This window comes from Pseudomonas sp. DR 5-09 (assembly GCF_001655595.1).
In the GTDB taxonomy this organism is placed as follows: domain Bacteria; phylum Pseudomonadota; class Gammaproteobacteria; order Pseudomonadales; family Pseudomonadaceae; genus Aquipseudomonas; species Aquipseudomonas pharyngis.
The window spans coordinates 643,319-666,613 of the sequence record NZ_CP011566.1 but is presented as its reverse complement, the minus strand read 5'-3'; the positions used below and the strand labels follow the sequence as shown (position 1 = coordinate 666,613).

The window sequence follows — 23,295 nt, the reverse complement described above, 5'->3', positions numbered from 1 at the left end:
ATCAACGTACTGGTTTCTCCTCCCATGCAATACGCGTTTCCCCTGCTGGCGATTTTCATCTGGGCCGGCAACACCGTGATCAACAAGCTCGCGGTCGGCGCGATCTTTCCCGCCGAGATCGGCTTTTACCGCTGGCTGCTCGCCGGCCTGCTGTTTACCCCGTTCATGCTCAAGAAGGTGATCGCGCACTGGCCGCAGATTCGCCCGAACCTGGGCAAGATCTTCATCCTCGGTGTACTCGGCATGGCGGTCTACCAGAGCCTGGCCTACTTCGCCGCGACCCTGACCAGCGCCACCAACATGGGCATCATCCTGTCCCTGATGCCGCTGATGTCGCTGGCCATGGCGATCATCAGCCTCGGCCAGCGCCTGACGGCCGGTGCGCTGGTCGGTGCGCTGCTGTCGTTCGCCGGTGTGCTGGTGGTGGTGTCGTCCGGCAGCCTCGGCGCGTTGCTGCAACACGGGGTGAACCTGGGTGACGCGATGATGCTGGTCGCCACCCTCGCCTACGCGATCTACAGCACCCTGCTGAAAAAGTGGCAGCTGCGCCTGCCGCCGCTGGTGTTGCTGTATTTGCAGGTGCTGGTGGCGGTGGTGGTGCTGTTTCCGCTGTACGCCGTGTCGCCGAAAACCGGCCTGACCCTGCAGAACATTCCGCTGGTGCTGTATGCGTGCCTGCTGGCCTCGATGCTCGCGCCGCTGGCGTGGATGCAGGCCGTGCAGCGTCTGGGCCCGAGCCGGACCACGCTGTTCTTTAACCTGCTGCCACTGATCACCGCGCTGATTGCTGCGGTGGTATTGAAGGAACAACTGGCGATGTATCACCTGGTCGGTGGTTTGCTGACACTGGGTGGGGTAATTCTTTCCGAGCGCTGGACCACCGTCCTCGGTCGCTCCCGCACTCCAAGCGCCGCCTAGACTCCTGCGGCTTTCAACCGTGCCGCATGCTCGACAAACAGCCGCACCGGATCCGCGCCTTTGCCGACCAGTCCCAGTGACTGGTTGACGATGTCGAAGTGATCCATCGGGTAGTCATCGCCGATGACCGTGCCCAAGTGCGAGCTGTAGCGTCCGACCATGCCGTCGCACTGCCCCGGCTCGCGCACGAAGGTTTTGGCGAACAACCGGCAACTGCGGTTGGTGCCGTCGAACAGGTTGCCACCACGATCGGTCTTGCCCGGCTGCAAGGTGCCGGACCACGAGTAGTAGCGCACGCCGTTGACCTCTTCCGGCCCGTGCCCGCCCCAGGTTTGCGGCAAGCCCTGTGGATAACGCTGGTTGAACAGCGCCACGCCTTCGGTGGTCAACGAGTTGTGCGAGGCGTGGATATCCACCGGTAGTTTCGGCCCGTGATAGCCGGTTTCCAGCAGCGCCATCAGCCAGCCGACAAAACGTAACAGCGCTTCCAGAATGCGCCCTTTGGCGCTGTCCGCCGGATAGTGTTTCGCCAGGTAGTCGGCCAGTTCCGAACCGTGATTGGGCCCGGCCACCGACGTCACCGACGCCACCAGATCCGGACGCTTGGCCGCCGCATAACGCGCCGTCAGCGACCCCTGGCTATGGCCGAAGAGATTGACCTTGGCCGCACCGGTCTCGCGCAGGATTTCATCGATGCGCGCCAGCAACTGCTCGCCGCGCACTTCGGTGGAGTTGAGCGGCGACACCTGCACCGCAATCACTGTCGCACCACTCCGGCGCAACGCTTTGATGATCCCGTACCAGTACGGGTAAAGCACCAGACGGATGAAACCGAGCATTCCCGGCACCAGCACCAGTGGATAACGTGTGGCCGAATCTTGCGACATGGGCAAACATCCTTGTGGTCGGTGAGTGGATGCAAGGCGTGCAAAACGCCCGCCAAGCATCCTCCTCGATGATGACAACTCCACGACCAGCCTACTTCAGCCCCACCACCCCCGCCACAATCAGCCCCACCGACAGCAACTTCACCAGCGTCAGACTCTCGCCCAGCAGGGCGAAACCGAGAAACACCGTGCCGAGCGAACCGATGGCGGTCCAGATCGGATAGGCGATGCTCACCGGCAACTCGCGCATCGCCAGGGTCAGGAAGTACACCCCGCCCACCGCCGCGACCACGGTAATCAGCGACGGCCAGAGCCGGGTGAAACCTTCGGCGTACTTCATGCCCATGGCGAAAGTGACCTCAAACCCGGCCGCGATCAGCAGAAACAGCCAGGCCACCTAGAACTCCCGGGCCAGGTCGAGCAAGCGCTGCTCGGCCTCGGCCACCGACACCGCGAAGGTGCGCTCGGCGGATTCCTCGCCCTCGGCGGCGACCACCGTGACGTCGTTGATACCGATGAAACCCAATGCCGTGCGCAGCCATGGATCGGCGTGGTTCAGCGCCTCCAGCTCGCCACCCGGGCCGAATCCGAAACCGCCGCGACTGGTGACGATCAGCGCCTTCTTGCCGTGCAACAACGGCGTGTACTGGGCGATACCGTTGTCGAGGGTGTGATCAAACGTCAGGCCCAACCGGACGATCTGATCGACCCAGGCCTTGAGGCCGCTGGGCACGTTGAAGTTGTACATCGGCGTGGAAATCAGCAGCAGGTCGTGATCGAACAGCTCGCCCACCAGTTGATCGCTGAGCGCCAGATCGGCTTGCATCGTCAGCGGTCGAGCCTCGGGCTCCGGGTAAAACGCCGCCGCGACAAACGCCTCATTAACCGCCGGAATCACCGCCCGCCCGACTTCACGGCGGGTGACCTGAGCCTGTGGATGGCGGACTTGCCAGGCGCTGAGAAAGCTTTCTGCCAGACGCCGCGAATGAGAACGTTCACCGCGAGGGCTGGCATGGATTGCAAGAATCTTGCTCATCTGAATCTCCTTGAGGTCTAGACTTGAGTGACTGTGTGGCGCCAGATTGCAGGCATCACATCACCGCCTCAAATGAGCAAAAATCAGTCGGGATGAATTGATCTCATCCGTGGAGTTTTCATGTTCGCAGCCTTGCCCCTGACCGCCCTGCGCGCGTTCGAATCCGCCTCACGCCTGTTGAGTTTCAAGGCGGCCGCCGAAGAACTGGCGGTGACGCCCACGGCGATTTCCCATCAGATCCGCTCGCTGGAGGACTGGCTCGGCGTGGCGCTGTTCGAACGCCTGCCGCGTCAGGTGCGCCTGACCGAGGGCGGCGAGCGGCTGTTTCGCAGCCTGCACGGCGCATTTCTGGAAGTGGCGCAAAGCGTCGACACCCTGCGCCCGCAACGCAGCGGCAGCAGCCTGACGCTGTCGACCACCGCCGCGTTTGCTGCGCTATGGCTGGTGCCGCGCCTGGGGCGGTTTTACGCCAAGCACCCGAACATCAATGTGCGCCTGGATACGCATTGCGAAGTCATCGACCTGCATCAGGACGCGAGCGTCGATCTGGTGTTGCGCTACAGCCTCGACGATTACCCGAACCTCTACGGGTTGTGCCTGTTCGATGAATCGTTCGGCGTGTACGGCTCGCCGGAACAGGTGGCGCTGGCCGCCCGTCGCACCCCGGCGCTGATCAGCGTGCATTGGCACAATTCGAAGCTCTACGCCCACGGCTGGGAGGCCTGGTGCGCGCAGTCGGGCGAGAACTGGCTGAATCAGCACCCGGCCGTCCGCGAATACGACGAAGAGCATTACGCCCTGCAAGCGGCCATTGCCGGACAGGGGCTGGTGCTGGCGAGCAACATTCTGGTGTCGCAGAGCGTCGCCAGCGGTTTGCTGGTGCCGTACAAGGGCGAGGTCCAGGTCGATGGCGCCGGATACAGCGCACTTTGCGTACCGGGCCGCGAGCGGCACCCGCCGGTGAAGGCGTTTTTTGCCTGGCTGCGCGAGGAGGCATTGCTTTCGGGACATGCCCCGCGCTGAATCCGACAAAACTTTTTGCCGCGTTCATCACTCACAACCTGGTAACGATCACGTCAGCAGAACGTGACGCCAATCGGATTAGCCTCCAGGAGACTGAAATGAGTGACCTGCATTTGTCTGATGTTCAAACCCTGCGCGAGCGCGCACGACTGCATGTGGAAAATGGCGCGGTGACCGAAAGCTACAGCGCCAACCGTGAAGAAGTGCTGCGCCTGCTCAACGAGTCGCTGGCCACTGAACTGGTCTGCGTCTTGCGCTACAAGCGCCACTACTTCATGGCCAACGGCCTGAAAGCCAACGTCGCCGCCAACGAGTTCCTCGAGCACGCCACTCAGGAAGCCGAACACGCCGACCGTCTCGCCGAGCGCATCGTGCAACTGGGCGGCGAGCCGGAGTTCAACCCGGACTTGCTGTCGAAGATGTCCCACGCGCAATACGTGGCCGGCAACACCTTGAAGGAAATGGTCTACGAGGACTTGGTGGCCGAGCGGATCGCCATCGACAGCTACCGCGAGATCATCCAGTACATCGGTGAAAAGGATCCGACCACCCGCCGGATCTTCGAAGACATCCTGGCTCAGGAAGAAGAGCATGCCGATGACATGGCCGATATCCTGAAAGACCTGTAATTCTCGCGAAGAGGCCCTGTCAATCACCGATCATTTTGTAGGTTTCACTGTGACGGGTGCCTTGCCCGCCTTCATCTGCTCCAGCAACGGCGCGCACTGATTCGGCTCGCCGCCGCTCGGCGCCACCAGCGCCAGCAGCCCCGCCGCCGGCGCGGCGATCACCCCCAACGCCACCATCCCTGCCCCGCGCAACATCAACGGCACCGCTTTCACCCCGGCATCCGGCTTGATGAACTTGCCGCGTACATACAACGGCGAGCGCAGGGAAATCAGGCGCCAGCCCTTGGATTCCGGCGTCACCGTCAGATCCAGTTGCTCGGTGGCCATGTTCGCCGTGCCGTCGATGTAGATGATCGCGTTCTCGGTATCGAACACAAACAGCCGCGTACTGGCCAGGCCGGTCTTGATGTCGAAGTCCGCCGCCGCGCAGTTGATCTTCACTTCCTTGTCGCCAAAGATCTTGCCGACCACGTAGTTGCCGACGTTCAGGCCTGCCAGCTCCATCAACTCGCGACTGATCGCGCCGTCGTTGATCAGCATCTTCAGGTTGCCGTTGGCACCGCCCAACAGCTTCGCCACCGAGTTGCCGCGACCGGCGATGTCGGCATCACCGTTAAGCTCGCCGAAACTGGTCTTCATCGGTTCGAAGGTCGGGAACAGCTGTTTGAGCTTGAACTTGCGCGCGGTCAATTTGGCCCGGCCTTCCAGTGGCTCGGTACGACCGTTGAGGCGAATCTGCGCGTCGAGATTGCCGCCGGCCACACCGAAGCGCAGTGGCTCCAGGCTCAGTTCGCCGTCGTTGAGTTTCAGGTGGGTATAGAGATCGGTGAAAGGCAGTTCTTCACTGTGGACGATGCGTTTGCCGGTGAATTCGACGTCGGCGTCCATGTCGCGCCAGCGCTCGGTCTTGAACTCTTCCACCGGCAACACCTTGTCCGCCGGCTGCTTGCTCTCGCCGCCACGGGCCTTCTGCTTGGCATTGGAGTCGGCACCGATCAGCGGCGCGAGGTCGGCAAACAACAGTTGATTGGACAGCAGCGCGCCACTCAGCTTGGGCCGTGGCTGGCTGGCGACGTAGGCCAGATCGCCATGGATGTCGCTGCTGCCGATCTTGCCGTTGAACTGTTCGTAGCGGAACTGCGCGCCGCCCGGCTCATGCAGCTTGGCGATCAAATGGCCGTCGGTGGCATAAGGCGGGGTGTCCGGCAGGGTCACGCCGGTCAGCGGATACAGATTGCCGAGGCTGGCGCCGGCCAGTTTCAGGCGCAGATCGAGGGCGCCGAGATTCAGCGGATCGGTCAGGGTGCCGGCGAGTTCGACGCTGGTATCACCGATCTTCGCCTGGGCCTGCAACGGGAACGGTTTGCTCGCGTCCTGTAGCGCCAGCAGGCCGCCGATCTTGCCCTGACCGGCAAGTTTCTGGCCGTGGTACTGGCCGGTGACTTTCAGGCCGAAGGCGTAATCCTGCGGTGCACCGCCCTTGTCCTGTGCGGTTTTCGCGGCTTTGTCACCGACGATATCGCTGAACGGAATCGGCTTGCCCAGCGGATCGATCAGCAAGTCGAGGTTGGTCCTGAGGGTCTGGTCATCCAGGGTGACGTGGCCCTTGTCGAAACCGATGGCGCCGATGTCGACCACCCAGTTCGAGGGCTCGGCGTTCGGGTCCTTGGGATCGAACTTGAAGGTCCAGTTGGCGCGACCGTCGGCCAGGCGCTGCAATTGTGCGTTCGGCTCAGTCAGGTCGATCCGCGGGATCGTCACCCGTTGCGCCAGCAAGGCCAGTGGCGAGATGCGCAGCTCGACCCGTTTGAGGGTGACCATCTGCGGCTGTTTCGACCAGTCCGGATTGCCCAGCGTCAGGTCTTCGGCCACCACATGCGGCCACGGCACCCAGGCGCGCCAGCCGCCCTCGTCGAGTTCACGCCGCCAGACCACCGACAGGTTGCCGTTGATGGCGAACGGTCGGTGCAATTCTTCCGAGACTTTGGCATTGAGCGGCGGCTTGATCCGGTTCCAGTCGAAAAACACGATGACCAACACCAGCACCGCCAGAAGCAGCACAAGGGTGGCGAAGGTCCAGGCGAAGATTTTACGGGTGCGCGTCATGCACAAAGCTCCTGAAGACGACTGCATCCATTGGCACGACGCAGCTGAAACGGCAGGCCATGATGGCCCTCATGAAATCTGTGACTGACAAACAGCCCGCAGGTTTAATCCAAAGCCCCGTCGAGGGGAAAAACGGTCGCCATTCTGACCGATCGGTCGATTTGGCGTTACCGGCCCCGCACATTTGCGGAGCGCAAGTGGGTGGAAAATACCCACCGCAGTGCAAAACCGCCCGTCTGAAACGCCCGAGCTAGAGCCTCCCAATGGAACAATCAATTCTGTTGATTATTACCATTGTGTTTATGAACTTTTATATCGACTTATCGAGAGTAGCATTAGCTTCGTACCCACTTTATCGCCCTCCCAAGGAGCAACCCATCATGAAACGCCAACTTCTGTTCAGTCTTACCCTCTCGATGCTGGCCAGCACCGCTTTCGCTCTGCCAGCTGCTGATCAAGCAACGCCGCAAGTCAAAACCAGCCACTCGGTGTTCAGCCAGACCGTTGCTGCTGATGGCTCGGACCGCACTCCACAAGGCCAGACCCTGGCTGAAAACGGTCGTAACCGTCTGGAAGAAAAAGGCCTGGTTCAAGATGGCTATGACAAAACCCCACAAGGTCAAACCGTAGCTGAAGGCGGCCGTGATCGTCTGGAAGAGAAAGGTCTGGTTCAAGACGGTTCGGATCGCACTCCACAAGGTCAAACCCTGGCTTCTGACGGCGGCGACCGTACCCCACAAGGCCAGACCCTGGCATCGGACGGTGGTGATCGCACCCCACAAGGTCAAACTCTGGCCGAAGGCGGTGGTGACCGTGTGATCGAACGCAACAGCGCTTTGAGCTAAGCCCATGGCGGCCTGGAAAAAAAGCCCAATCCCCGGATTGGGCTTTTGACTTTTCAGCAGCCTGTATAAAGAAGTCGCGATTTCCCGCCTCCATCTCCCCTGCCGTTCGACGCCGACAAAGCCGATTTGCTAGAGTGCGGCGCTTGTCTTGCCTAAGAACACACCCTTGCGATGCTGCCCCGCGCCGAACAGAAACAACAGACCCGCAACGCCCTGATGGACGCTGCCCGCCACCTGATGGAAAGCGGCCGAGGATTCGGCAGCCTGAGCCTGCGTGAAGTGACGAAAACCGCCGGCATCGTGCCAACCGGTTTCTACCGCCATTTCGCCGACATGGACGAACTCGGCCTGGTGCTGGTCAGTGAAGTCGGCCAGACCTTCCGCGAAACCATCCGCCTGGTCCGCCACAACGAATTCGTCATGGGCGGCATCATCGATGCGTCGGTGCGGATCTTCCTCGACGTGGTCAGCGCCAACCGTTCGCAATTCCTGTTTCTGGCCCGCGAGCAGTACGGCGGATCGTTGCCGGTGCGTCAGGCCATCGGCCGCTTGCGTGAAGACATCAGCTCCGACCTGGCGGCGGACCTGGCCCTGATGCCCAAGCTTCAGCATCTGAATCGCGATGGCCTGAGCGTGATGGCCGACCTGATCGTCAAATCGGTGTTCGCCACCCTGCCGGACATTATCGACCCGCCCGCCGAAGCTCTGCCGGAGCATCTGACGCCCCAGGCGAAGATCACCCAGCAGTTGCGCTTTATCTTTATCGGGCTGAAGCACTGGCAAGGGCTCGGCAGTACCGAATAGTTCTCCTCCAGATCCCCCACCCCCCCCACGCAAGCTCCTATTTGGTGCATGTAAAAAACTTCATGCACCAAAACACCTCACAATCCTGCAACATCTTGAAACATCCACTACGCTCCGACAGGGTTTTCCTACATCTCGTCCGATTGGCAAGCCCCTTGCTCTAGCCTGAGCATTGTCCACTGCTGGAAGCTTTCCGATGCTGGTGATTCACCGCAGAATCGACCCCCAACCCGTCTGGGCCGCCGAGTTGCACCTGACCTTCGAAGCCAGGAGCAAAAGCCGCCTGCGCTGTTTCAGTGCCGAAGGCGAGGACGTCGGACTGTTTCTGGAGCGCGGTCAGCCGCCGCTGTATGACGGTGAGTGCCTGCAAGCCGAAGATGGCCGGATCGTCCGGGTCTGCGCCCGCCCCGAACAATTGCTGCACGTCACCTGCGCCAATGCTTTCGAACTGACCCGCGCCGCCTATCACCTGGGCAATCGCCACGTTGCTCTGCAAGTCGGTGACGGCTGGTTGCGGCTGCTCGACGATTACGTGCTCAAGGCGATGCTTGAACAACTGGGCGCGCAGGTCGAATCGATCGAAGCACCCTTTCAGCCCGAGCACGGCGCCTATGGCGGCGGCCATCACCATTCGCGGCACGGCGACGAAGACTTCAACTACGCGCCGAAACTCCATCAGTTCGGCGTCCGTCTGTGAACCCGGCCTGGGCGCTGCTGCGCCTGGCCAGTCCGCAATTGCCGATTGGCGGCTACAGCTATTCCCAGGGCCTGGAAATGGCTGTGGATAACGGCCGCGTCGACAGCCCGGACAGCGCCCGCCGCTGGATCAGCGATCAATTGCTGCTCAACCTCGCGCGGTTCGAGGCGCCCATGTTGCTCGCCCATTGCCAGGCCGCCGCGGACGAACACTGGGATGAATTGCGCAAGCTCTGCGAAAGCCATCGCGCCAGCCGCGAAACCCGCGAGCTGCATCTGGAGAGCCGGCAGATGGGCTATTCGTTGCAGCAATTGCTCATCGGCTTGCCCGAGCTCGATCAGCCCGCGCGGGACTTTCTCGAACATTGCGCCGAGCCGCACCTGGCCCTGTGCTGGGCCTTGGCGGCTCGCGCTTGGCAGATCAGCCCGCAGGACGCCCTCGCCGCGTGGCTGTGGAGCTGGCTGGAAAACCAGCTCGCGGTGCTGATGAAAACCTTGCCGCTAGGCCAGCAAGCCGCCCAGCGCCTGACCAGCGAACTTCTGCCGCTACTGCAACAGGCGCAGCAGGACGCCACCCGAATCAACCCCGAACACCTCGGCAGCGCCGCGTTCGGTCTGTCCCTGGCGTGCATGGCCCATGAGCGCCAGTACAGCCGCCTGTTCCGTTCCTAGGGCCTTTTATCTGGAGAAGCACATGAACACACAACCCCTGCGCGTCGGCATCGGCGGCCCGGTCGGTTCCGGCAAGACCGCGTTGACCCTGGCCCTGTGCCTGGCCCTGCGCGAGCGCTACAACCTGGCTGTAGTCACGAACGACATCTATACCCGCGAAGACGCCGACTTTCTGGTGCGCAACGAAGCCCTGGCGCCGGAACGCATCATCGGCGTGGAAACCGGCGGCTGCCCGCACACGGCGATCCGCGAAGACGCCTCGATCAACCTCGAAGCGGTGGATCAACTGAACCGACGTTTTCCGGGGCTGGACCTGATTCTGGTGGAGTCCGGCGGCGACAACCTTTCCGCAACCTTCAGCCCGGAACTGTCCGACCTGACCATCTACGTGATCGACGTTTCCGCCGGCGACAAGCTGCCGCGCAAGGGCGGGCCCGGCATTTGCAAATCCGACCTGCTGGTGATCAACAAGATCGACCTTGCGCCGCTGGTCGGCGCCTCGCTGGAGATGATGAACAGCGACACCCAACGCATGCGCAACGGCAAGCCGTTCGTGTTCAGCAACCAGAAAACCGGTCAGGGCCTGGAAGACATCATCGCCTTCATCGAACGCCAGGGCCTGCTGACTGCAGCCTGATTCACTGCTCAACAAGGAAGCTTATCCATGACACTCAAACGTATTCTCGGCGCCGTCGCGCTGCTGCTGACCCCGGCCCTGGCCTTCGCCCACCCTGGCCACGGCGACTCTGGTCTGGTGGCCGGCATCAGCCACCCGATCGGCGGCCTCGACCATTTGCTGGCAATGCTGGCCGTCGGCCTGTGGGCCGCGCAGCAGCAAGGCGCCGCACGCTGGGCGCTGCCATGCACCTTTGTCGGCACCATGCTGATCGGTGGCCTGCTCGGCTTTGAAGGGCTGGAATTGCCGGTGCTGGAAAGCGGGATTGCCGCCTCGGTGCTGGCGCTGGGTCTGGCGGTGGCGCTGGCGGTGCGTCCGCCACTGATGATGGCGGTGGCGGCGACGGCGCTGTTTGCGCTGTTCCATGGCGTGGCTCACGGCCTCGAGTTGCCGGACATGTCGAGCCCTTGGGCGTATGCCGCCGGTTTCGTGGTCGCAACGGCTGCATTGCATGCGGCAGGTTATGCCGTCGTGCGTTTTCTGCCTCAGGCGGCCGCGCCGCTGGTTCGACTGGCCGGAGCGGCTTCGGCAGTGACAGGCGCGTGGTTGCTGGCCGGTTGAACTCTATCGCCTGATCAGGCCTCTTCGCGAGCAAGCCCGCTCCCACAGTTGTTCTGTGTTGTTCACAAGTATTGTGTTCGGCGTGACCATCGTGGGAGCGGGCTTGGTCCGGGCGGCGCTCCGACGAAAGCGGCCTGACAGACACCGCGTCTCTAAGGCCGGTCTCTCTGCTACCATGTCGCGCAATCGCCCCTGCCGTGACGACGTCCGCCCATGCCCCACGCTTCCCGCTCCACCTCCCTGCCTGAACTGACCGCCCTGTTCGGCGAAGTGCAACAGCACTTTCTGAACGTGATCGTGCCCCTCTGGCAAGGACCGGGCTGGAACGCCGACATGGCGTTGCCTTACGAGGCGCTGGACGCCGCGCATCAGCCGCTGCCACCGCAGCGCTATCGGGCCATGGCCTGCGCACGGCAGCTGTACCTGTTTTCCAGCCTGATCGGGGTTGTGGATAACGCCGAAATCCGCGCGGCTGCACTGTTCCGTTCCCTGCAACGGCACTTCCACGATGCCGAGCACGGCGGCTGGTTCTACAGCATCGATCCGCAGGGCAAACCGCTGGATCAGCGCAAGGATCTCTACACCCACGCCTTTATCCTGTTCGCTTGCGCGCATTACTGGGAAAAATCCCGCGAGCCCTTGGTGGAATCGACGCTCAACGCTGCGCTGGAAGTGATCGGCCGGCGCTTCGCAACGGGCGACGGCCTCTACGAAGCCTGCCTTGATCGCGACTGGATCACGCTGGAAACCGGCCCGCTGCAAAATCCGCTGATGCACCTGGCCGAAGCCTTCCTGGCCACCTTGGCGGTGCGCGAAGATCCGCAGACCCAGCAGGCGCTGAGCGAGTTATGCACAGCCATGCACAAGCGCTTCATCGAACCGCAACAGGGCGTGTTGATGGAAAAGCCGCTGGGGGCTGTGGATAACTGGTTTGAACCGGGGCATCAGTTCGAATGGTATTTCCTGCTCGAATCCTCACCGCTGCTACGCGGCTCGAAGCTGCACGCGGCACTGGATCGTGCGTTTGCCTTCACCGAACAACAGGGCGTCGAGGCCGACACCGGTGCGGTGCTGGCCATGCTTGATCCGCAAGGACACGGGAAGGATTCGACCCAACGCATCTGGGCCCAGGCCGAATACCTGCGCGCGCTGACGCTGCGTCCGGACAGCGAAGCCGCCGTGCGGCGCCAGTTGCAGGCGTTGCAACAGCGCTTTCTGCATGCCGGCGGCTGGCACGAGTGCCGTGACGATCAGGGCGAGGTCAGCCGCAAGGACATGCCGTCGACCACGCCGTATCATTTGGCGACCTGCTATCGCGGCATCGCCGGCTATCTGAGCTGACAGCTGTGGCGAGGGAGCAGGCTCCCTCGCCGCAAACATCAGGCAATCCACTTCCGGTCGCCAGTGAAACTGATGGTCAGCCAGCGCGCCGCATCCGGTTTGCCCAGCTTCGCGGAAATCTCCTCACGCAGCACATCCAGCTGACCGACGCTCTGCAGCCGGTAGTCCGCTGGCAACACCACATGAATCTCGATGAACCGCGCCCGCCCGTGCTTCTGCACGTAGGACACGTAGTCGTCGAAACCATGCTCGACCTTGGCCGCATCCATCACCTGGCGCACCTGATCGTCCAGCGTGTCCGGCGCAATGCCGAGCACGTCCCGCAACGCCGGGCCGAGGATCTTGAAGGCCGGCGGCAGCATGGTCAGGGCCAGCACGATCAGGATCAGCGGGTCGACAAATTTCGCCCACTCGCCGTAACCCTGGGACTGGAGCAACAGCGCCGCGAGGAAACTGATGAGCAGGCCCACCGACAGCATCGCGTCCACCAGCCAACTGATGTTGTCGAACTGGATCAGGCTCGACTTGAGCGTGCGATTACGGTGGCGCACATAGAAGAAGTAGGCGAACTCGACAACGGTGAACACCGCCGCGTAGATGATCACCAGGCCCAGTTCGATTTCACGTCCGCCATTGATGATGCCGAACACACCGTTGAGAAACGCGTAAATGGCGATCAGCAGCAGGAAACTGCCCTCGATCAGCAGCACCATCGGCTCCAGATGCCAGAAACCGAACTGGAAACGCTGGTTGCTTTGCTTGGCGATGAGCTTCGCGGTGATCAGCATCAGGACTTTGATGAAGGTGGCGATCAGCGAAAAAAAGCCATCGAACAGGATGGACTGGGAACCCGAAACAAAACCGGTGACGATTCCGGCGACCGACACGGCCAACATTAGAAGGGTGGATTGCTTGAGCAGCGACTGCTCACCTCGGTTACTCACTTTGACTCCTCGAAAAACCTTGAAAACCGCTGGGTGCGGTGGGGTTGTTGAGGAGTGAGTCTACCTTACTGCCAGAATTTGGCCGATTTGCCCTCTTCGCCAGCAGACTGGCGAAGGGGGCAAAACCCTATCAAGCCTTGTTACGCTCGATGGCAAAACCCGCCCAGGTCTGGCTCACCGGCATCAGCTCAAGGCTGTTGATGTTGATGTGCGCCGGCGCATTCAGCACCCAGAAGATGGTCTCGGCGATGTCCTGCGGCTGGATCGGCTCGGCACCGGCGTAGGTGGCGTCGTAACGCGCCTGATCGCCGGCGAAACGCACCAGCGAGAACTCGCTCTCGCACAGGCCCGGCTCGATGTTGCTGACGCGCACGCCGGTGCCCTGCAGGTCGCAGCGCAGGTTCAGCGAGAACTGTTTGACGAAGGCCTTGGTCGCGCCGTAAACGTGGCTGCCCGGGTACGGGTAGTTACCGGCGATGGAACCGAGGTTGATGATGCCGGCGCCACGACCGTGGGCGATCAGGCGAGGCAGCAACAGGCGAGTGCTGTACATCAGGCCTTTGACGTTGGTGTCGACCATGGTGTCCCAATCGTCGAGGTCGCACTTCGGTGCAGGGTCCACGCCCAGCGCCAGCCCGGCGTTGTTGATCAGGCCGCGCAGCTTGGCGAACGATGGCGGCAGATTGGCAATCGCCTCTTCCATCGCCTTGCGATCACGCACGTCCAGCACCAGGCCATGCACTTCGGTCTGCTTCGACAGCTCGGCGCACAGCGCATTGAGGCGTTCTTCACGACGACCGGTCAGCACCAGTTTCCAGCCGGCCTCGGCAAAACGACGGGCACAGGCTTCACCAAAACCGGAGGTCGCGCCGGTGATAAACAGGGTGTTGGACATCGTGTTCTCCTTGCTTCGGCCGCCCGGGCAGCCATTGGAATAGAAAATCAGCGGGCAGCATGCCCGGCCCCGCTTTAACCGGCAACCATCGAATCCTGCTCATTAATTGATCAACGGCCGCTACGCCATATGCGCCGTGGCCTGTAGCCATGTGCACGCACGTTATCCACAAGCCCTTCCACAGTTTCCGGGGGCAAGTGGAAAAGCGCAAAGCCGCGCCACACAAGGCTTTGCGGGTGATCTGGAAAGTTTTTTGCTTGACCCTGAACAACCAGTTGTGCCGGGCAGGGCATTTTGCACGACCGACCGTTCATGGCCATGATTGCGCGAGGCCAGCAATTACGGCCCTCAGCCGAGTCTTTCCAGAGTTTAATCACAGACTTATCCACAGGATTGACCACAGCCATCCGCGCTGCTTTGTCCCCCCATAAAAAGGTTGACAAACAGGTCTGCCCACCATCAAAAGCACACTGCTCAAAAAACAACCACAGCGCTGAAAGCCACGTATTCAAAGGCTTCCAGCCAGCTACACCCACGTTATTCACAGCCAGCTCCACAGCAAACGGGGACAAGTCAAAACTGTGGAAAAACAGCCATTTGCAGCGTCTATATGTCGCGCTTTGGCAGGTTGGCAATTTTGTTTTCCACAATTTCCCGAATGTGTCTGTCTTCGGTGAACAGGCAGGCGCAAAAAAGCCCCGACACTTTCGCATCGAGGCTTGTGGACAACTTCAACCGATCAGTGACCGCCGAGGTAAGCGTTACGCACCTCCTCGTTCACCAGCAGTTCCTGGCCGGTTCCCGTCAGGCGGATTCTCGCCGTTGACCATCACGTATGCCCGGTCGGACAGCTTCAACGCATGGTTGGCGTTCTGCTCGACGAGGAAAATGGTCATGCCGGTTTTCGCCAGTTCCCGCAGGGTGGCGAAGATCTGTTTGACCACGATCGGCGCCAGACCGAGGCTCGGCTCGTCCAGCAGCAACAGCTTGGGCCGGCTCATCAACGCCCGCGCGATCGCGAGCATCTGCTGCTCGCCGCCGGACATGGTCATGGCCGCTGATTACGGCGCTCCTCGAGCCGCGGGAACAGCTCGAACATGCGCTGCATGTCTTCCTTGGCGTACTTGTCGCCGATCGGAATGGTGCCCATCAGCAGGTTTTCCTCGACGGTCATGTCGGGGAACACCCGCCGCCCTTCCGGCGACTGCGCGATGCCATTGGAAGCGATGTAGTGCGATGACTTGTGGGTAATGTCCACGCCTTGATAGAGGATCTGCCCGCCCGCCGCCCGTGGCTGGCCGAAGATCGACATCAGCAGCGTGGATTTGCCGGCACCGTTGGAGCCGATCAGGCTGACGGTTTCCCCTTCGTTGATCTGCAGCGAAACGCCCTTGAGGGCCTGGATCGGGCCGTAGAACACGTCCAGATCCTTGAGTTCGAGGATGGGTTGCGTCATACGACTTCCTCTTCGTCGGCGCCCAGATAAGCGGCGATCACTTTCGGATCGTTACGAATGGCATCCGGTCCGCCCTCGGCGATGACGATGCCGTGGTCCAGCACCACGATGTGATCGGAAATGCTCATTACCATGCCCATGTCGTGTTCGATCAGCACCACGGTCAGATCGTGCTCGTCGCGCAGCAGCCGGATCATCGCGCTCAGCGCTTCGGTTTCCTGAGGGTTGAGGCCGGCGGCCGGTTCGTCGAGGCAGATGATCTGCGGCCGCGTGCACATGGCCCGGGCGATTTCCAGACGCCGTTGCTGGCCGTAGGAAAGCTCACCGGCCAGACGGTTGGCGCAGTCCACCAGATCCACCACTTCCAGCCAGTAGAACGCGCAGTCCAGCGCGTCGCTTTCGGCCTTGCGGTAGCCCTTGGTGTTGAGGATGCCGGCCAGCATGTTGCGGTTCACCCACATGTGCTGGGCCACCAGCAGGTTTTCCAGCACCGACATTTCCTTGAACAGTCGAATGTTCTGGAACGTCCGGGCCAGGCCCGCGCGGTTCACCAGGTGGGTGCCGCCGAACATCTTGTAATACAGACGGCTGGCAAAGTTTTTCGGCGAGACGAAGTCAGTCGGCTTGAACGATTCGCCCAGCAGCTGAATGACGTTGGTCTGCCGGCCGCGCACGTTGAGTTCGATCTTGCCGCCGGAGGCTTTATAGAAACCGGTCAGGCAGTTGAACACCGTGGTCTTGCCGGCGCCGTTGGGGCCGATCAGGGCGAAGATCGAGTTGCGTTTGACCTTCAGGCTGACGTCGCTCAAGGCCTTGATGCCACCGAAGTGCATCATCAGTTTTTCAACAGAGAGTACGACTTCACTCATGGCGCAGTCCTCTCATAGTGAATGGCACCTTTGCGTGGAGTGACCCCGGTACGGCTGATGCGGATCAGCCCGCGAGGTCGCCAGATCATCATCAACACCATCAGGATCCCGAACAGCAGCACGCGGTATTCGGCGAAGCCGCGCAGCAGTTCCGGAGCAACCGTCAGCACGAACGCTGCAATCACCACACCGATGGTCGAGCCCATACCACCGAGCACCACGATGGCGAGGATCAATGCCGATTCGAAGAAGGTGAACGAGGTCGGGTTGACGAAACCTTGATAGGTGGCGAAGAACACACCCGCCAGACCTGCCGTGGACGCACCGATAGTGAACGCCGAGAGCTTGACCAGCACGTGGTTGAGGCCCATCGAGCGGCAGGCGATCTCGTCTTCACGCAGGGCTTCCCAGGCGCGGCCGACCGGCATCTTCACCAGACGATGCTTGATGTACAGCACGGCCAGCACCACCAGGAACAGGACCGCATAGATGAAGTAGTACTTCACGTCCGGGTTGTAGGCGATGCCGAAGAACTCGTGGAACGGCACCCCGCCATCCTTCGCCCGCTTGCCGAATTCCAGACCGAAGAAGGTCGGCAGTGGCGCCGGCATGCCGTTCGGGCCGCCGGTCAGGGACAGCCAGTTGTTGAGCACCAGACGGATGATTTCACCGAAGCCCAGGGTCACGATCGCCAGGTAGTCGCCATGCAGGCGCAGTACCGGGAAACCGAGGATGCAACCGGCAAGTCCGGCGGTGATCGCCGCCAGTGGCAGCACGGTCCAGAAGCCCAGGCCGAGGTACTGATACCCGAGTGCCAGACCATAGGCGCCGATGGCGTAGAACGCCACGTAACCCAGGTCGAGCAGGCCGGCCAGGCCTACCACGATGTTCAGTCCCAGCCCCAGCAGCACGTAGATCAAACCAAGGATGACCACGCCCAGCAGGTAGGAGTTGGAGAAGAACGGCAACGCCACGGCGATGGCGATCATCAGCGGGATGATCCAGCGCAGGCGCGATTTGTAGTCCGGGGCCAGCACATGCACGCCGGAACCGGTGCTCTCGAATCCGTCGAGAATGCGCAGGCCCTTCGGGGTTTGCAGGAACAGACTGAGGGCAAACCGGCCGGCCATGACGATGGCAATGATCCACGCCACGCGGGTCGGTTCGAGGTTGAAGCTGTAGCCGTCGAGTACGACGCCGACGATCGGCCCGAACACGATCAGGGCGATCAGACCGGCGAGAATCGCCTCAACCAGGCTTTTTTTGACATCAATGGATTTTGCAGTGGTTGAAGACATCGCTTACACCTTCGACACAAGAGGACGGCCCAGCAGGCCCTGAGGCCGGAAGACCAGAACAAGTACGAGCAGCGAGAAGCTGAACACGTCTTTGTAGTCGGAGTTGACCAGGCCCGAGAACAGCGACTCGGAGATCCCGAGGATGATCCCGCCGAGCATGGCGCCAGGCAGCGAACCGATCCCGCCCAGTACTGCCGCGGTAAATGCCTTGATGCCGATGATGAAGCCGGCATAGAAGTCGAAGGTGCCGTAGTTCATGGTGATCAGCACGCCGGCCAACGCCGCCATGGCCGCACCGATGATGAACACGTAGGAAATCACTCGGTCGGTGTTGATGCCGAGGATCGAAGCCATCTTGCGGTCCTGCTGGGTCGCACGGCACATGCGCCCGAGTTTGGTGTACTTGATGACGTAGGTCAGCAGGCCCATGCCGACGAATGCGGCCACCAGGATGAAGACTTTGGTGTAGGTCAGCTGCACGAAGCCGGTACCGACTTCGACACGCCATGCTCCGGTCAGCAGGGTGGGAACGCCCTGTTGTTTGGCGCCTTGGGCGATCTGTGCGTAGTTCTGCAGGATCAGGGAGATGCCGATGGCGCTGATCAACGGTGCCAGTCGGGTGGAATTGCGCAGGGGTTTGTAAGCGACTCGCTCGATGACCCAGCCATACACCGCCGTGATCACGATGGTGAATACCAGGGTGCCGAGCATCAGCAGCGGGAAGGATTCAATACCGAAGTAAGCCAGCAGAGCCAGACTGATTGCCGCCAGGTAAGCAGAAATCATGTAAACCTCGCCGTGGGCGAAGTTGATCATGCCGATGATGCCGTAGACCATTGTGTAGCCGATGGCGATCAGGCCATAGACCGACCCGAGGGTCAGGCCGTTGACCAGTTGCTGCAGGAAAATACCATCCATAACGCAATCTCACGCAGTGAGAACCTGCACACCCTGAGGCGCGCGGTTCTTCTAGGAAAAATACAGATTTACGTCGGAGCAATGTCAGAGCGCATTCAGCCCGACCACCACAGGATCCTGTGGGAGCGAGCCTGCTCGCGAAAGCGGTTGATCATTCAACAGCGATGTTGCCTGTCAGTCCGTCTTCGCGAGCAGGCTCGCTCCCACATGGAACAGTGGAGGTCAGCCGATCGCGTCAGCCCTTACTTCTGTTTTTCCAGCTGGTGATATTTGCCGTCCTTGTCCCACTGGTAGACCACGTAATCGGAGACCTTAAGGTCGCCTTTGGAATCCCAGGTCTTCTCGCCCATGACGGTCTTGACCGGGTTCTTCTTCAGCCAGGCAGCGGCCTCCTCGCCCTTGTTCGACTTGGCGCCGTTGAAGGCGGCGGCCAGGGTCTGAACCGATGCATAGGCGTACAGGGTGTAGCCTTCAGGCTCGGTGCCAGCCTTGCGGAATGCATCTACCACGGTCTTGCTGTCTGGCAGCAGGCGTGGGTCGGCACCGAAGGTCATCAGCACGCCGTCGACGAACTGCGGGCCACCGGCGGTGGTCACCAGTTCGTCGGTCACGATGCCGTCGTCGGACATGAACTTGACGTCTTTCAGGCCTTGTTCACGCAGTTGGCGAACCAGCGGGCCGGCTTCCGGGTGCAGGCCACCGAAGTAGACGACATCGGCACCGGCGCCACGGATCTTGGTGACGATGGTGCTGAAGTCTTTTTCACCACGGGTCAGACCTTCGTACAGCACTGGCTTCACGCCGCGTTTTTCCAGCTGAGCCTTGGTGGCATCGGCCAGGCCCTGACCGTAGGTGTCCTTGTCGTGCAGCACGACGACTTTCTTGCCCTTGAGCACGTCGACGATGTAATCGCCGGCGACGATGCCTTGCTGGTCGTCACGGCCGCACATACGGAACATGGCGCTCAGGCCGCGCTCGGTCACTTGCGGGTTGGTGGAACCCGGCGTGATGGCGATGATCCCGGCTTCGTCGTAGATTTCGGATGCAGGAATGGTGGAGGACGAGCAGAAGTGGCCGACCACACCGGCGACTTTCTGGTTGGTGAGGTCCTTGGCGACCGTCACCGCCTGTTTCGGCTCGCAAGCGTCATCGCCCTTGACCAGGACGATCTTCTCCCCGTTGACGCCGCCCGCCGCGTTGACCGCGTCGGCCGCCGCTTGTGCCCCTTTCATGTATTGCTCGCCAAATGCCGCGTTGGCGCCCGTCATCGGACCCGCCACACCGATTTTCACATCAGCTTGTGCAAACGCAGAAACACCCAGCGCAGTAGCCACTGCGAGGGCCAGAAAGCCTTTCTTGTAAAACGTCTGGGACATGAGGTGGTGCTCCAAGGTTTTTTTTAGTTGGCACTGCGACTTCACTTGAATGCTCAGAGCAAGGGCCGTGCCATCGGTTTTTTATTCTTCAAAAAGTCGCTGCTTTCTTGTTATTTCGACTGTTTCGTTCCCATTTTCATTGGGCGTGCAACCGTCTAAACCGCGGAAGGTGAAACCATTTATTTTTTCAGGCGCAACCCGCACGCGCCATCATTGCAACCGCGGCGCCAAACGACGTGCAACCAGCCTGTAACAGCCCGCGTCACCGAACTGCACACTGCTGGTGCGGGACTGCTACAACCCGCACCATTACAGGCTAGTCGCTACATCGAAAAGCGCCGCTTCCGGCAACATATTTCAACACTCAGATGACGATCCGCAGGCACTGGCCCGCGTGATACAGCGAGAACCCGGCCTCGTACAGACAACTGCGCAAGCCAACTCCCGCCAGCGGCTGCATCGGTGCGAACGGAATCGGCAATGCCTGAGGATTTCCGTTACACAGGTAATCGGCGAAGGCCTTGCCGACCACAGTGCCGGTAGTCACGCCCCGGCCGTTGTAACCGGTGACGGCCACCAGTCCCGGCGCCGGTTCGAACAGGCGCATCAAATGATCAGGGGTGAACGCGATGCGCCCGGTCCAGGTGCATTCCCACTCCACGGGTTTCAGATTGGGGAAGTAATGCTGCTGCACCCGGTCGGCCCAGGCCTTGAGGAACCATGTCGGTTTCTGATTGCCGTTGCCGAGGCTGCCCAGCAACAAACGCCCGTCCTTGTCGCGGCGGATGCTGCTCAGCACCTGGCGGGTATCCCATGAGCCCTGGCCGCCCGGGAGGATTTCCTGGGCAGCGTCTTCAGTCAACGGCACCGAAGCGACCTGATAGTAGTAACCGGGGAAGAAATTGCGCTTGAGTTCGGTCCAGTCGCCTTCGGTGTAGGCGTTGGAAGCGATAACCACCTGTTCGGCGAGCACCGAACCCTGCTCGGTCTGCACCGACCATTGCTGCCCTTGGCGTTCAAGACGCGCGACCGGCGAGTGATCGAACATCTGCCCGCCAAGGCTCATTACAGCGTTGGCCAGCCCGGTGACATACGCCATCGGATTGAGCGTACCGGCGCGCCGGTCGAGCAACGCGGCGGCGATCTTCTGTGTGCCCGTCGCCTGTTCACAGGCCTTGCCGGTCAGCAGTTCGACCGGTGCGCCGCGGCGTTTCCATTGTTCTTCGCGACTGCGCAGGTCCGCCTCACCCTTGGCGTTGTGCGCCATGTGCAGGGTGCCTTCGCGGCGCAACTGGCAATCGATGTTGTATTTATCCACAAGGCTGAACACCAGCGCCGGCGCCGCACCGAGCATGCGGTTGAGCTGACTGCCGACCGCCTCGCCGAAGCCGGCCTCTATCTCGTCCGGCGGAATCCACATCCCGGCGTTGACCAGCCCGACGTTGCGCCCGGAGCCACCATGCCCGGCGCGATGGGCTTCGAGCACGCAGACACTTTTGCCTTTCTCCAGCAGATGCAGCGCCGCCGACAGCCCGGTAAACCCGGCGCCGATCACGCAGACATCAACTTTGACCTCGCCCCTGAGCGCCGTGTTATCCGGGCGTTGCGGCGTGAGTTTTTCCCACAGACATTCTTCGCGTAACGGCATTGCCAGACTCCAACAGAAACCTAACAAACACACAGTTCAACAATGTGGAAGCGAGCCTGCTCCGGGCGGCGCTCCGACGAAAGCGGCGTTTCAGCCAACATTGGTGTCGACTGACACACCGCTATCGCGAGCAGGCTCGCTCCCACAAGGGACTTACCGCTCAATCCTCAATCGAACGTAATGCCCTGCGCCAGCGGCAACTCCAGCGAGTAGTTCACGGTATTGGTCTGCCGACGCATATACGCGCGCCATGCATCCGAGCCCGACTCACGACCACCGCCCGTCTCTTTCTCGCCACCAAACGCGCCGCCGATTTCCGCGCCGCTCGGGCCGATGTTGACGTTGGCGATGCCGCAGTCGCTGCCGACCGCCGACATGAATTTCTCGGCCTCGCGCACATCGGTGGTGAAGATGCACGACGACAACCCTTGCGGCACGGCGTTGTTCAGACGCAGCGCCTCTTCGAAATCGCTGTAGCCGACCACGTACAGGATCGGTGCGAAGGTCTCGCTGCAAACCACGTCGCTCTGCTCCGGCATTTCAACGATGGCCGGCGACACGTAGTAGGCGTTAGGGAATTGGTCTTCCAGTTGGCGCTTGCCGCCGAACACCCGACCGCCCTCGCTCAGCGCCTGCTCCAGCGCGTCCTGCATGTTTTCGAAGCTGTGCTTGTCGATCAGCGGGCCGATCAGATTGCCTTCCAGCGGGTGACCGATACGAACCTTGGAGTACGCGGCTTTGAGGCGGGTGACGATTTCTTCTTTCACCGACTCATGGGCGATCAGGCGCCGCAACGTGGTGCAACGCTGGCCGGCGGTGCCGACAGCGCTGAACAGAATGGCGCGCACGGCCATGTCCAGATCGGCGCTCGGGCCGAGGATCATCGCGTTGTTGCCGCCCAGTTCGAGAATGCTGCGGGCGAAGCGGGCGGCGACTTTCGGCGCCACTTCGCGGCCCATGCGGGTGCTGCCGGTGGCGCTAATCAGCGCGACACGCGGGTCATCGACCAGCGCTTCGCCGGCATCGCGACCGCCGATGATCACCTGGCTCAGGTGCGCCGGGGCATCGCTGAAGTTCTTCAGTACGCGCTCGAACAGCGCCTGACAGGCCAGCGCGGTCAGCGGGGTTTTCTCCGATGGTTTCCACACCACCGGGTTGCCGCAGACCAGCGCCAGCGTGGTATTCCACGCCCACACCGCGACCGGGAAGTTGAACGCACTGATCACGCCGACCACGCCCAGCGGGTGCCAGGTTTCACGCATGTGGTGGCCCGGACGCTCGGAGGCGATGGTCAAACCGTACAACTGGCGGGACAGACCGACGGCGAAATCGCAGATGTCGATCATCTCCTGCACTTCACCGAGGCCTTCCTGGGTGATCTTGCCCGCTTCCCAGGAAACCAGTTCACCGAGTTCGGTCTTGTATTCACGCAGCACTTCGCCGAACTGACGCACCAGCTCGCCACGACGCGGGGCCGGCACCTTGCGCCAATGTTCGAACGCATGATCTGCGCGACTGATGTGCTGCTCGACTTCGGCCGGGCCTTCCCAGTTCACGGCGCCGATGCGGCTGCCGTCGATGGGCGAATGCACCGGCACTTTGCCGTTCTGGTACAGGGCCGGGTTCACACCTAGACGATCAAGCAATGCGGCAACCATGGGTCACTCCTCAAGCAAAAAACTGAATGTGTGCGGGCG

The 23,295-nt window shown here is 61.5% G+C and carries 23 protein-coding genes and 1 pseudogene; 10 read left to right on the top strand and 14 right to left on the bottom strand.

Annotated features, from left to right (window positions below):
* The first annotated feature begins 24 nt into the window (after nucleotides 1-24).
* Nucleotides 25-918 carry a DMT family transporter gene (locus PDR5_RS02900; RefSeq protein ID WP_064593155.1) on the top strand — a complete coding sequence of 298 codons (894 nt, stop codon included), beginning with the start codon at nucleotides 25-27 and terminating at the stop codon, nucleotides 916-918.
* Here PDR5_RS02900 and PDR5_RS02895 read toward each other — a convergent pair.
* The 3 genes from PDR5_RS02895 to PDR5_RS02885 all read right to left on the bottom strand — a co-directional run bounded on the left by PDR5_RS02895 (nucleotide 915) and on the right by PDR5_RS02885 (nucleotide 2,841).
* A complete protein-coding gene (locus tag PDR5_RS02895; RefSeq protein WP_064593152.1) occupies nucleotides 915-1,805 on the bottom strand; it encodes an esterase/lipase family protein in 891 nt (296 codons plus the stop codon). The two genes, PDR5_RS02900 and PDR5_RS02895, sit on opposite strands and share 4 nt — an antisense overlap.
* Before the next feature lie 91 nt (nucleotides 1,806-1,896).
* Nucleotides 1,897-2,202 (bottom strand): DMT family transporter, encoded by a 306-nt coding sequence (locus PDR5_RS02890; protein ID WP_011332220.1) that lies wholly within the window; start codon nucleotides 2,200-2,202, stop codon nucleotides 1,897-1,899.
* On the bottom strand, nucleotides 2,203-2,841 hold the full coding sequence (locus PDR5_RS02885) for an FMN-dependent NADH-azoreductase (RefSeq protein WP_064593151.1): 639 nt from the start codon (nucleotides 2,839-2,841) through the stop codon (nucleotides 2,203-2,205).
* 120 nt (nucleotides 2,842-2,961) lie between these two features.
* Here PDR5_RS02885 and PDR5_RS02880 point away from each other — a divergent pair, with 120 nt between their 5' ends.
* A complete protein-coding gene (locus PDR5_RS02880) occupies nucleotides 2,962-3,864 on the top strand; it encodes a LysR substrate-binding domain-containing protein (RefSeq protein ID WP_064593150.1) in 903 nt (300 codons plus the stop codon).
* 98 nt (nucleotides 3,865-3,962) lie between these two features.
* Entirely contained in the window at nucleotides 3,963-4,493 is a 531-nt protein-coding gene (locus PDR5_RS02875) for a ferritin-like domain-containing protein (protein WP_064593148.1), read from the top strand.
* Nucleotides 4,494-4,523: 30 nt separating this feature from the next.
* Here the strand turns inward: PDR5_RS02875 and PDR5_RS02870 are convergent, their stop codons facing one another.
* A complete protein-coding gene (locus tag PDR5_RS02870) occupies nucleotides 4,524-6,599 on the bottom strand; it encodes an AsmA family protein (protein ID WP_064593146.1) in 2,076 nt (691 codons plus the stop codon).
* A 380-nt stretch (nucleotides 6,600-6,979) separates the two neighbouring features.
* Here PDR5_RS02870 and PDR5_RS02865 point away from each other — a divergent pair, with 380 nt between their 5' ends.
* From PDR5_RS02865 to PDR5_RS02835, 7 genes are all read left to right on the top strand, one after another.
* Entirely contained in the window at nucleotides 6,980-7,444 is a 465-nt protein-coding gene (locus tag PDR5_RS02865; protein WP_064379127.1) for a hypothetical protein, read from the top strand.
* 171 nt (nucleotides 7,445-7,615) lie between these two features.
* Nucleotides 7,616-8,248, top strand: coding sequence for a TetR family transcriptional regulator (locus PDR5_RS02860; RefSeq protein WP_039766718.1), 633 nt, complete (start codon nucleotides 7,616-7,618; stop codon nucleotides 8,246-8,248).
* Between the two features lie 196 nt (nucleotides 8,249-8,444).
* On the top strand, nucleotides 8,445-8,945 hold the full coding sequence (gene ureE, locus PDR5_RS02855; RefSeq protein ID WP_011332214.1) for an urease accessory protein UreE: 501 nt from the start codon (nucleotides 8,445-8,447) through the stop codon (nucleotides 8,943-8,945).
* Nucleotides 8,942-9,616, top strand: coding sequence for an urease accessory protein UreF (locus PDR5_RS02850; protein WP_064593144.1), 675 nt, complete (start codon nucleotides 8,942-8,944; stop codon nucleotides 9,614-9,616). The genes ureE and PDR5_RS02850 overlap by 4 nt, the downstream gene beginning before the upstream one ends.
* A gap of 22 nt (nucleotides 9,617-9,638) precedes the next feature.
* Complete coding sequence (gene ureG / locus PDR5_RS02845; protein ID WP_007950645.1) at nucleotides 9,639-10,253, top strand: urease accessory protein UreG; 615 nt, start codon at nucleotides 9,639-9,641, stop codon at nucleotides 10,251-10,253.
* Between the two features lie 27 nt (nucleotides 10,254-10,280).
* On the top strand, nucleotides 10,281-10,853 hold the full coding sequence (locus PDR5_RS02840; RefSeq protein WP_064593142.1) for a HupE/UreJ family protein: 573 nt from the start codon (nucleotides 10,281-10,283) through the stop codon (nucleotides 10,851-10,853).
* A 213-nt stretch (nucleotides 10,854-11,066) separates the two neighbouring features.
* Nucleotides 11,067-12,194, top strand: coding sequence for an AGE family epimerase/isomerase (locus tag PDR5_RS02835; protein ID WP_064593140.1), 1,128 nt, complete (start codon nucleotides 11,067-11,069; stop codon nucleotides 12,192-12,194).
* Nucleotides 12,195-12,232: 38 nt separating this feature from the next.
* On the opposite strand, the gene PDR5_RS02830 is transcribed toward PDR5_RS02835, so the two are convergent.
* The 10 genes and pseudogenes from PDR5_RS02830 to amaB all read right to left on the bottom strand — a co-directional run bounded on the left by PDR5_RS02830 (nucleotide 12,233) and on the right by amaB (nucleotide 23,256).
* Complete coding sequence (locus PDR5_RS02830; protein WP_064593138.1) at nucleotides 12,233-13,138, bottom strand: cation diffusion facilitator family transporter; 906 nt, start codon at nucleotides 13,136-13,138, stop codon at nucleotides 12,233-12,235.
* 130 nt (nucleotides 13,139-13,268) lie between these two features.
* On the bottom strand, nucleotides 13,269-14,033 hold the full coding sequence (locus tag PDR5_RS02825) for an SDR family oxidoreductase (protein WP_011332209.1): 765 nt from the start codon (nucleotides 14,031-14,033) through the stop codon (nucleotides 13,269-13,271).
* A gap of 110 nt (nucleotides 14,034-14,143) precedes the next feature.
* The gene (locus PDR5_RS29950) at nucleotides 14,144-14,578 is read right to left on the bottom strand and encodes a hypothetical protein (protein ID WP_177343720.1); all 435 of its coding nucleotides are present in this window, start codon (nucleotides 14,576-14,578) and stop codon (nucleotides 14,144-14,146) included.
* Between the two features lie 194 nt (nucleotides 14,579-14,772).
* Nucleotides 14,773-15,489, bottom strand: a pseudogene (locus tag PDR5_RS02820) (ABC transporter ATP-binding protein).
* On the bottom strand, nucleotides 15,486-16,358 hold the full coding sequence (locus PDR5_RS02815; RefSeq protein WP_064593137.1) for an ATP-binding cassette domain-containing protein: 873 nt from the start codon (nucleotides 16,356-16,358) through the stop codon (nucleotides 15,486-15,488). The pseudogene PDR5_RS02820 and the gene PDR5_RS02815 overlap by 4 nt, the downstream one beginning before the upstream one ends.
* Complete coding sequence (gene livM, locus PDR5_RS02810; RefSeq protein ID WP_064593135.1) at nucleotides 16,355-17,656, bottom strand: high-affinity branched-chain amino acid ABC transporter permease LivM; 1,302 nt, start codon at nucleotides 17,654-17,656, stop codon at nucleotides 16,355-16,357. The genes PDR5_RS02815 and livM overlap by 4 nt, the downstream gene beginning before the upstream one ends.
* A gap of 3 nt (nucleotides 17,657-17,659) precedes the next feature.
* On the bottom strand, nucleotides 17,660-18,574 hold the full coding sequence (locus tag PDR5_RS02805; protein ID WP_039766704.1) for an ABC transporter permease subunit: 915 nt from the start codon (nucleotides 18,572-18,574) through the stop codon (nucleotides 17,660-17,662).
* Between the two features lie 242 nt (nucleotides 18,575-18,816).
* Nucleotides 18,817-19,950 carry an ABC transporter substrate-binding protein gene (locus tag PDR5_RS02800; protein WP_039766703.1) on the bottom strand — a complete coding sequence of 378 codons (1,134 nt, stop codon included), beginning with the start codon at nucleotides 19,948-19,950 and terminating at the stop codon, nucleotides 18,817-18,819.
* Between the two features lie 364 nt (nucleotides 19,951-20,314).
* Nucleotides 20,315-21,598, bottom strand: coding sequence for an L-pipecolate oxidase (amaA, locus tag PDR5_RS02795; protein ID WP_064593131.1), 1,284 nt, complete (start codon nucleotides 21,596-21,598; stop codon nucleotides 20,315-20,317).
* Between the two features lie 167 nt (nucleotides 21,599-21,765).
* Nucleotides 21,766-23,256: an L-piperidine-6-carboxylate dehydrogenase gene (amaB, locus tag PDR5_RS02790; RefSeq protein WP_064379117.1), complete on the bottom strand. Its 1,491-nt coding sequence runs from the start codon at nucleotides 23,254-23,256 to the stop codon at nucleotides 21,766-21,768.
* Nucleotides 23,257-23,295: the final 39 nt, after the last annotated feature.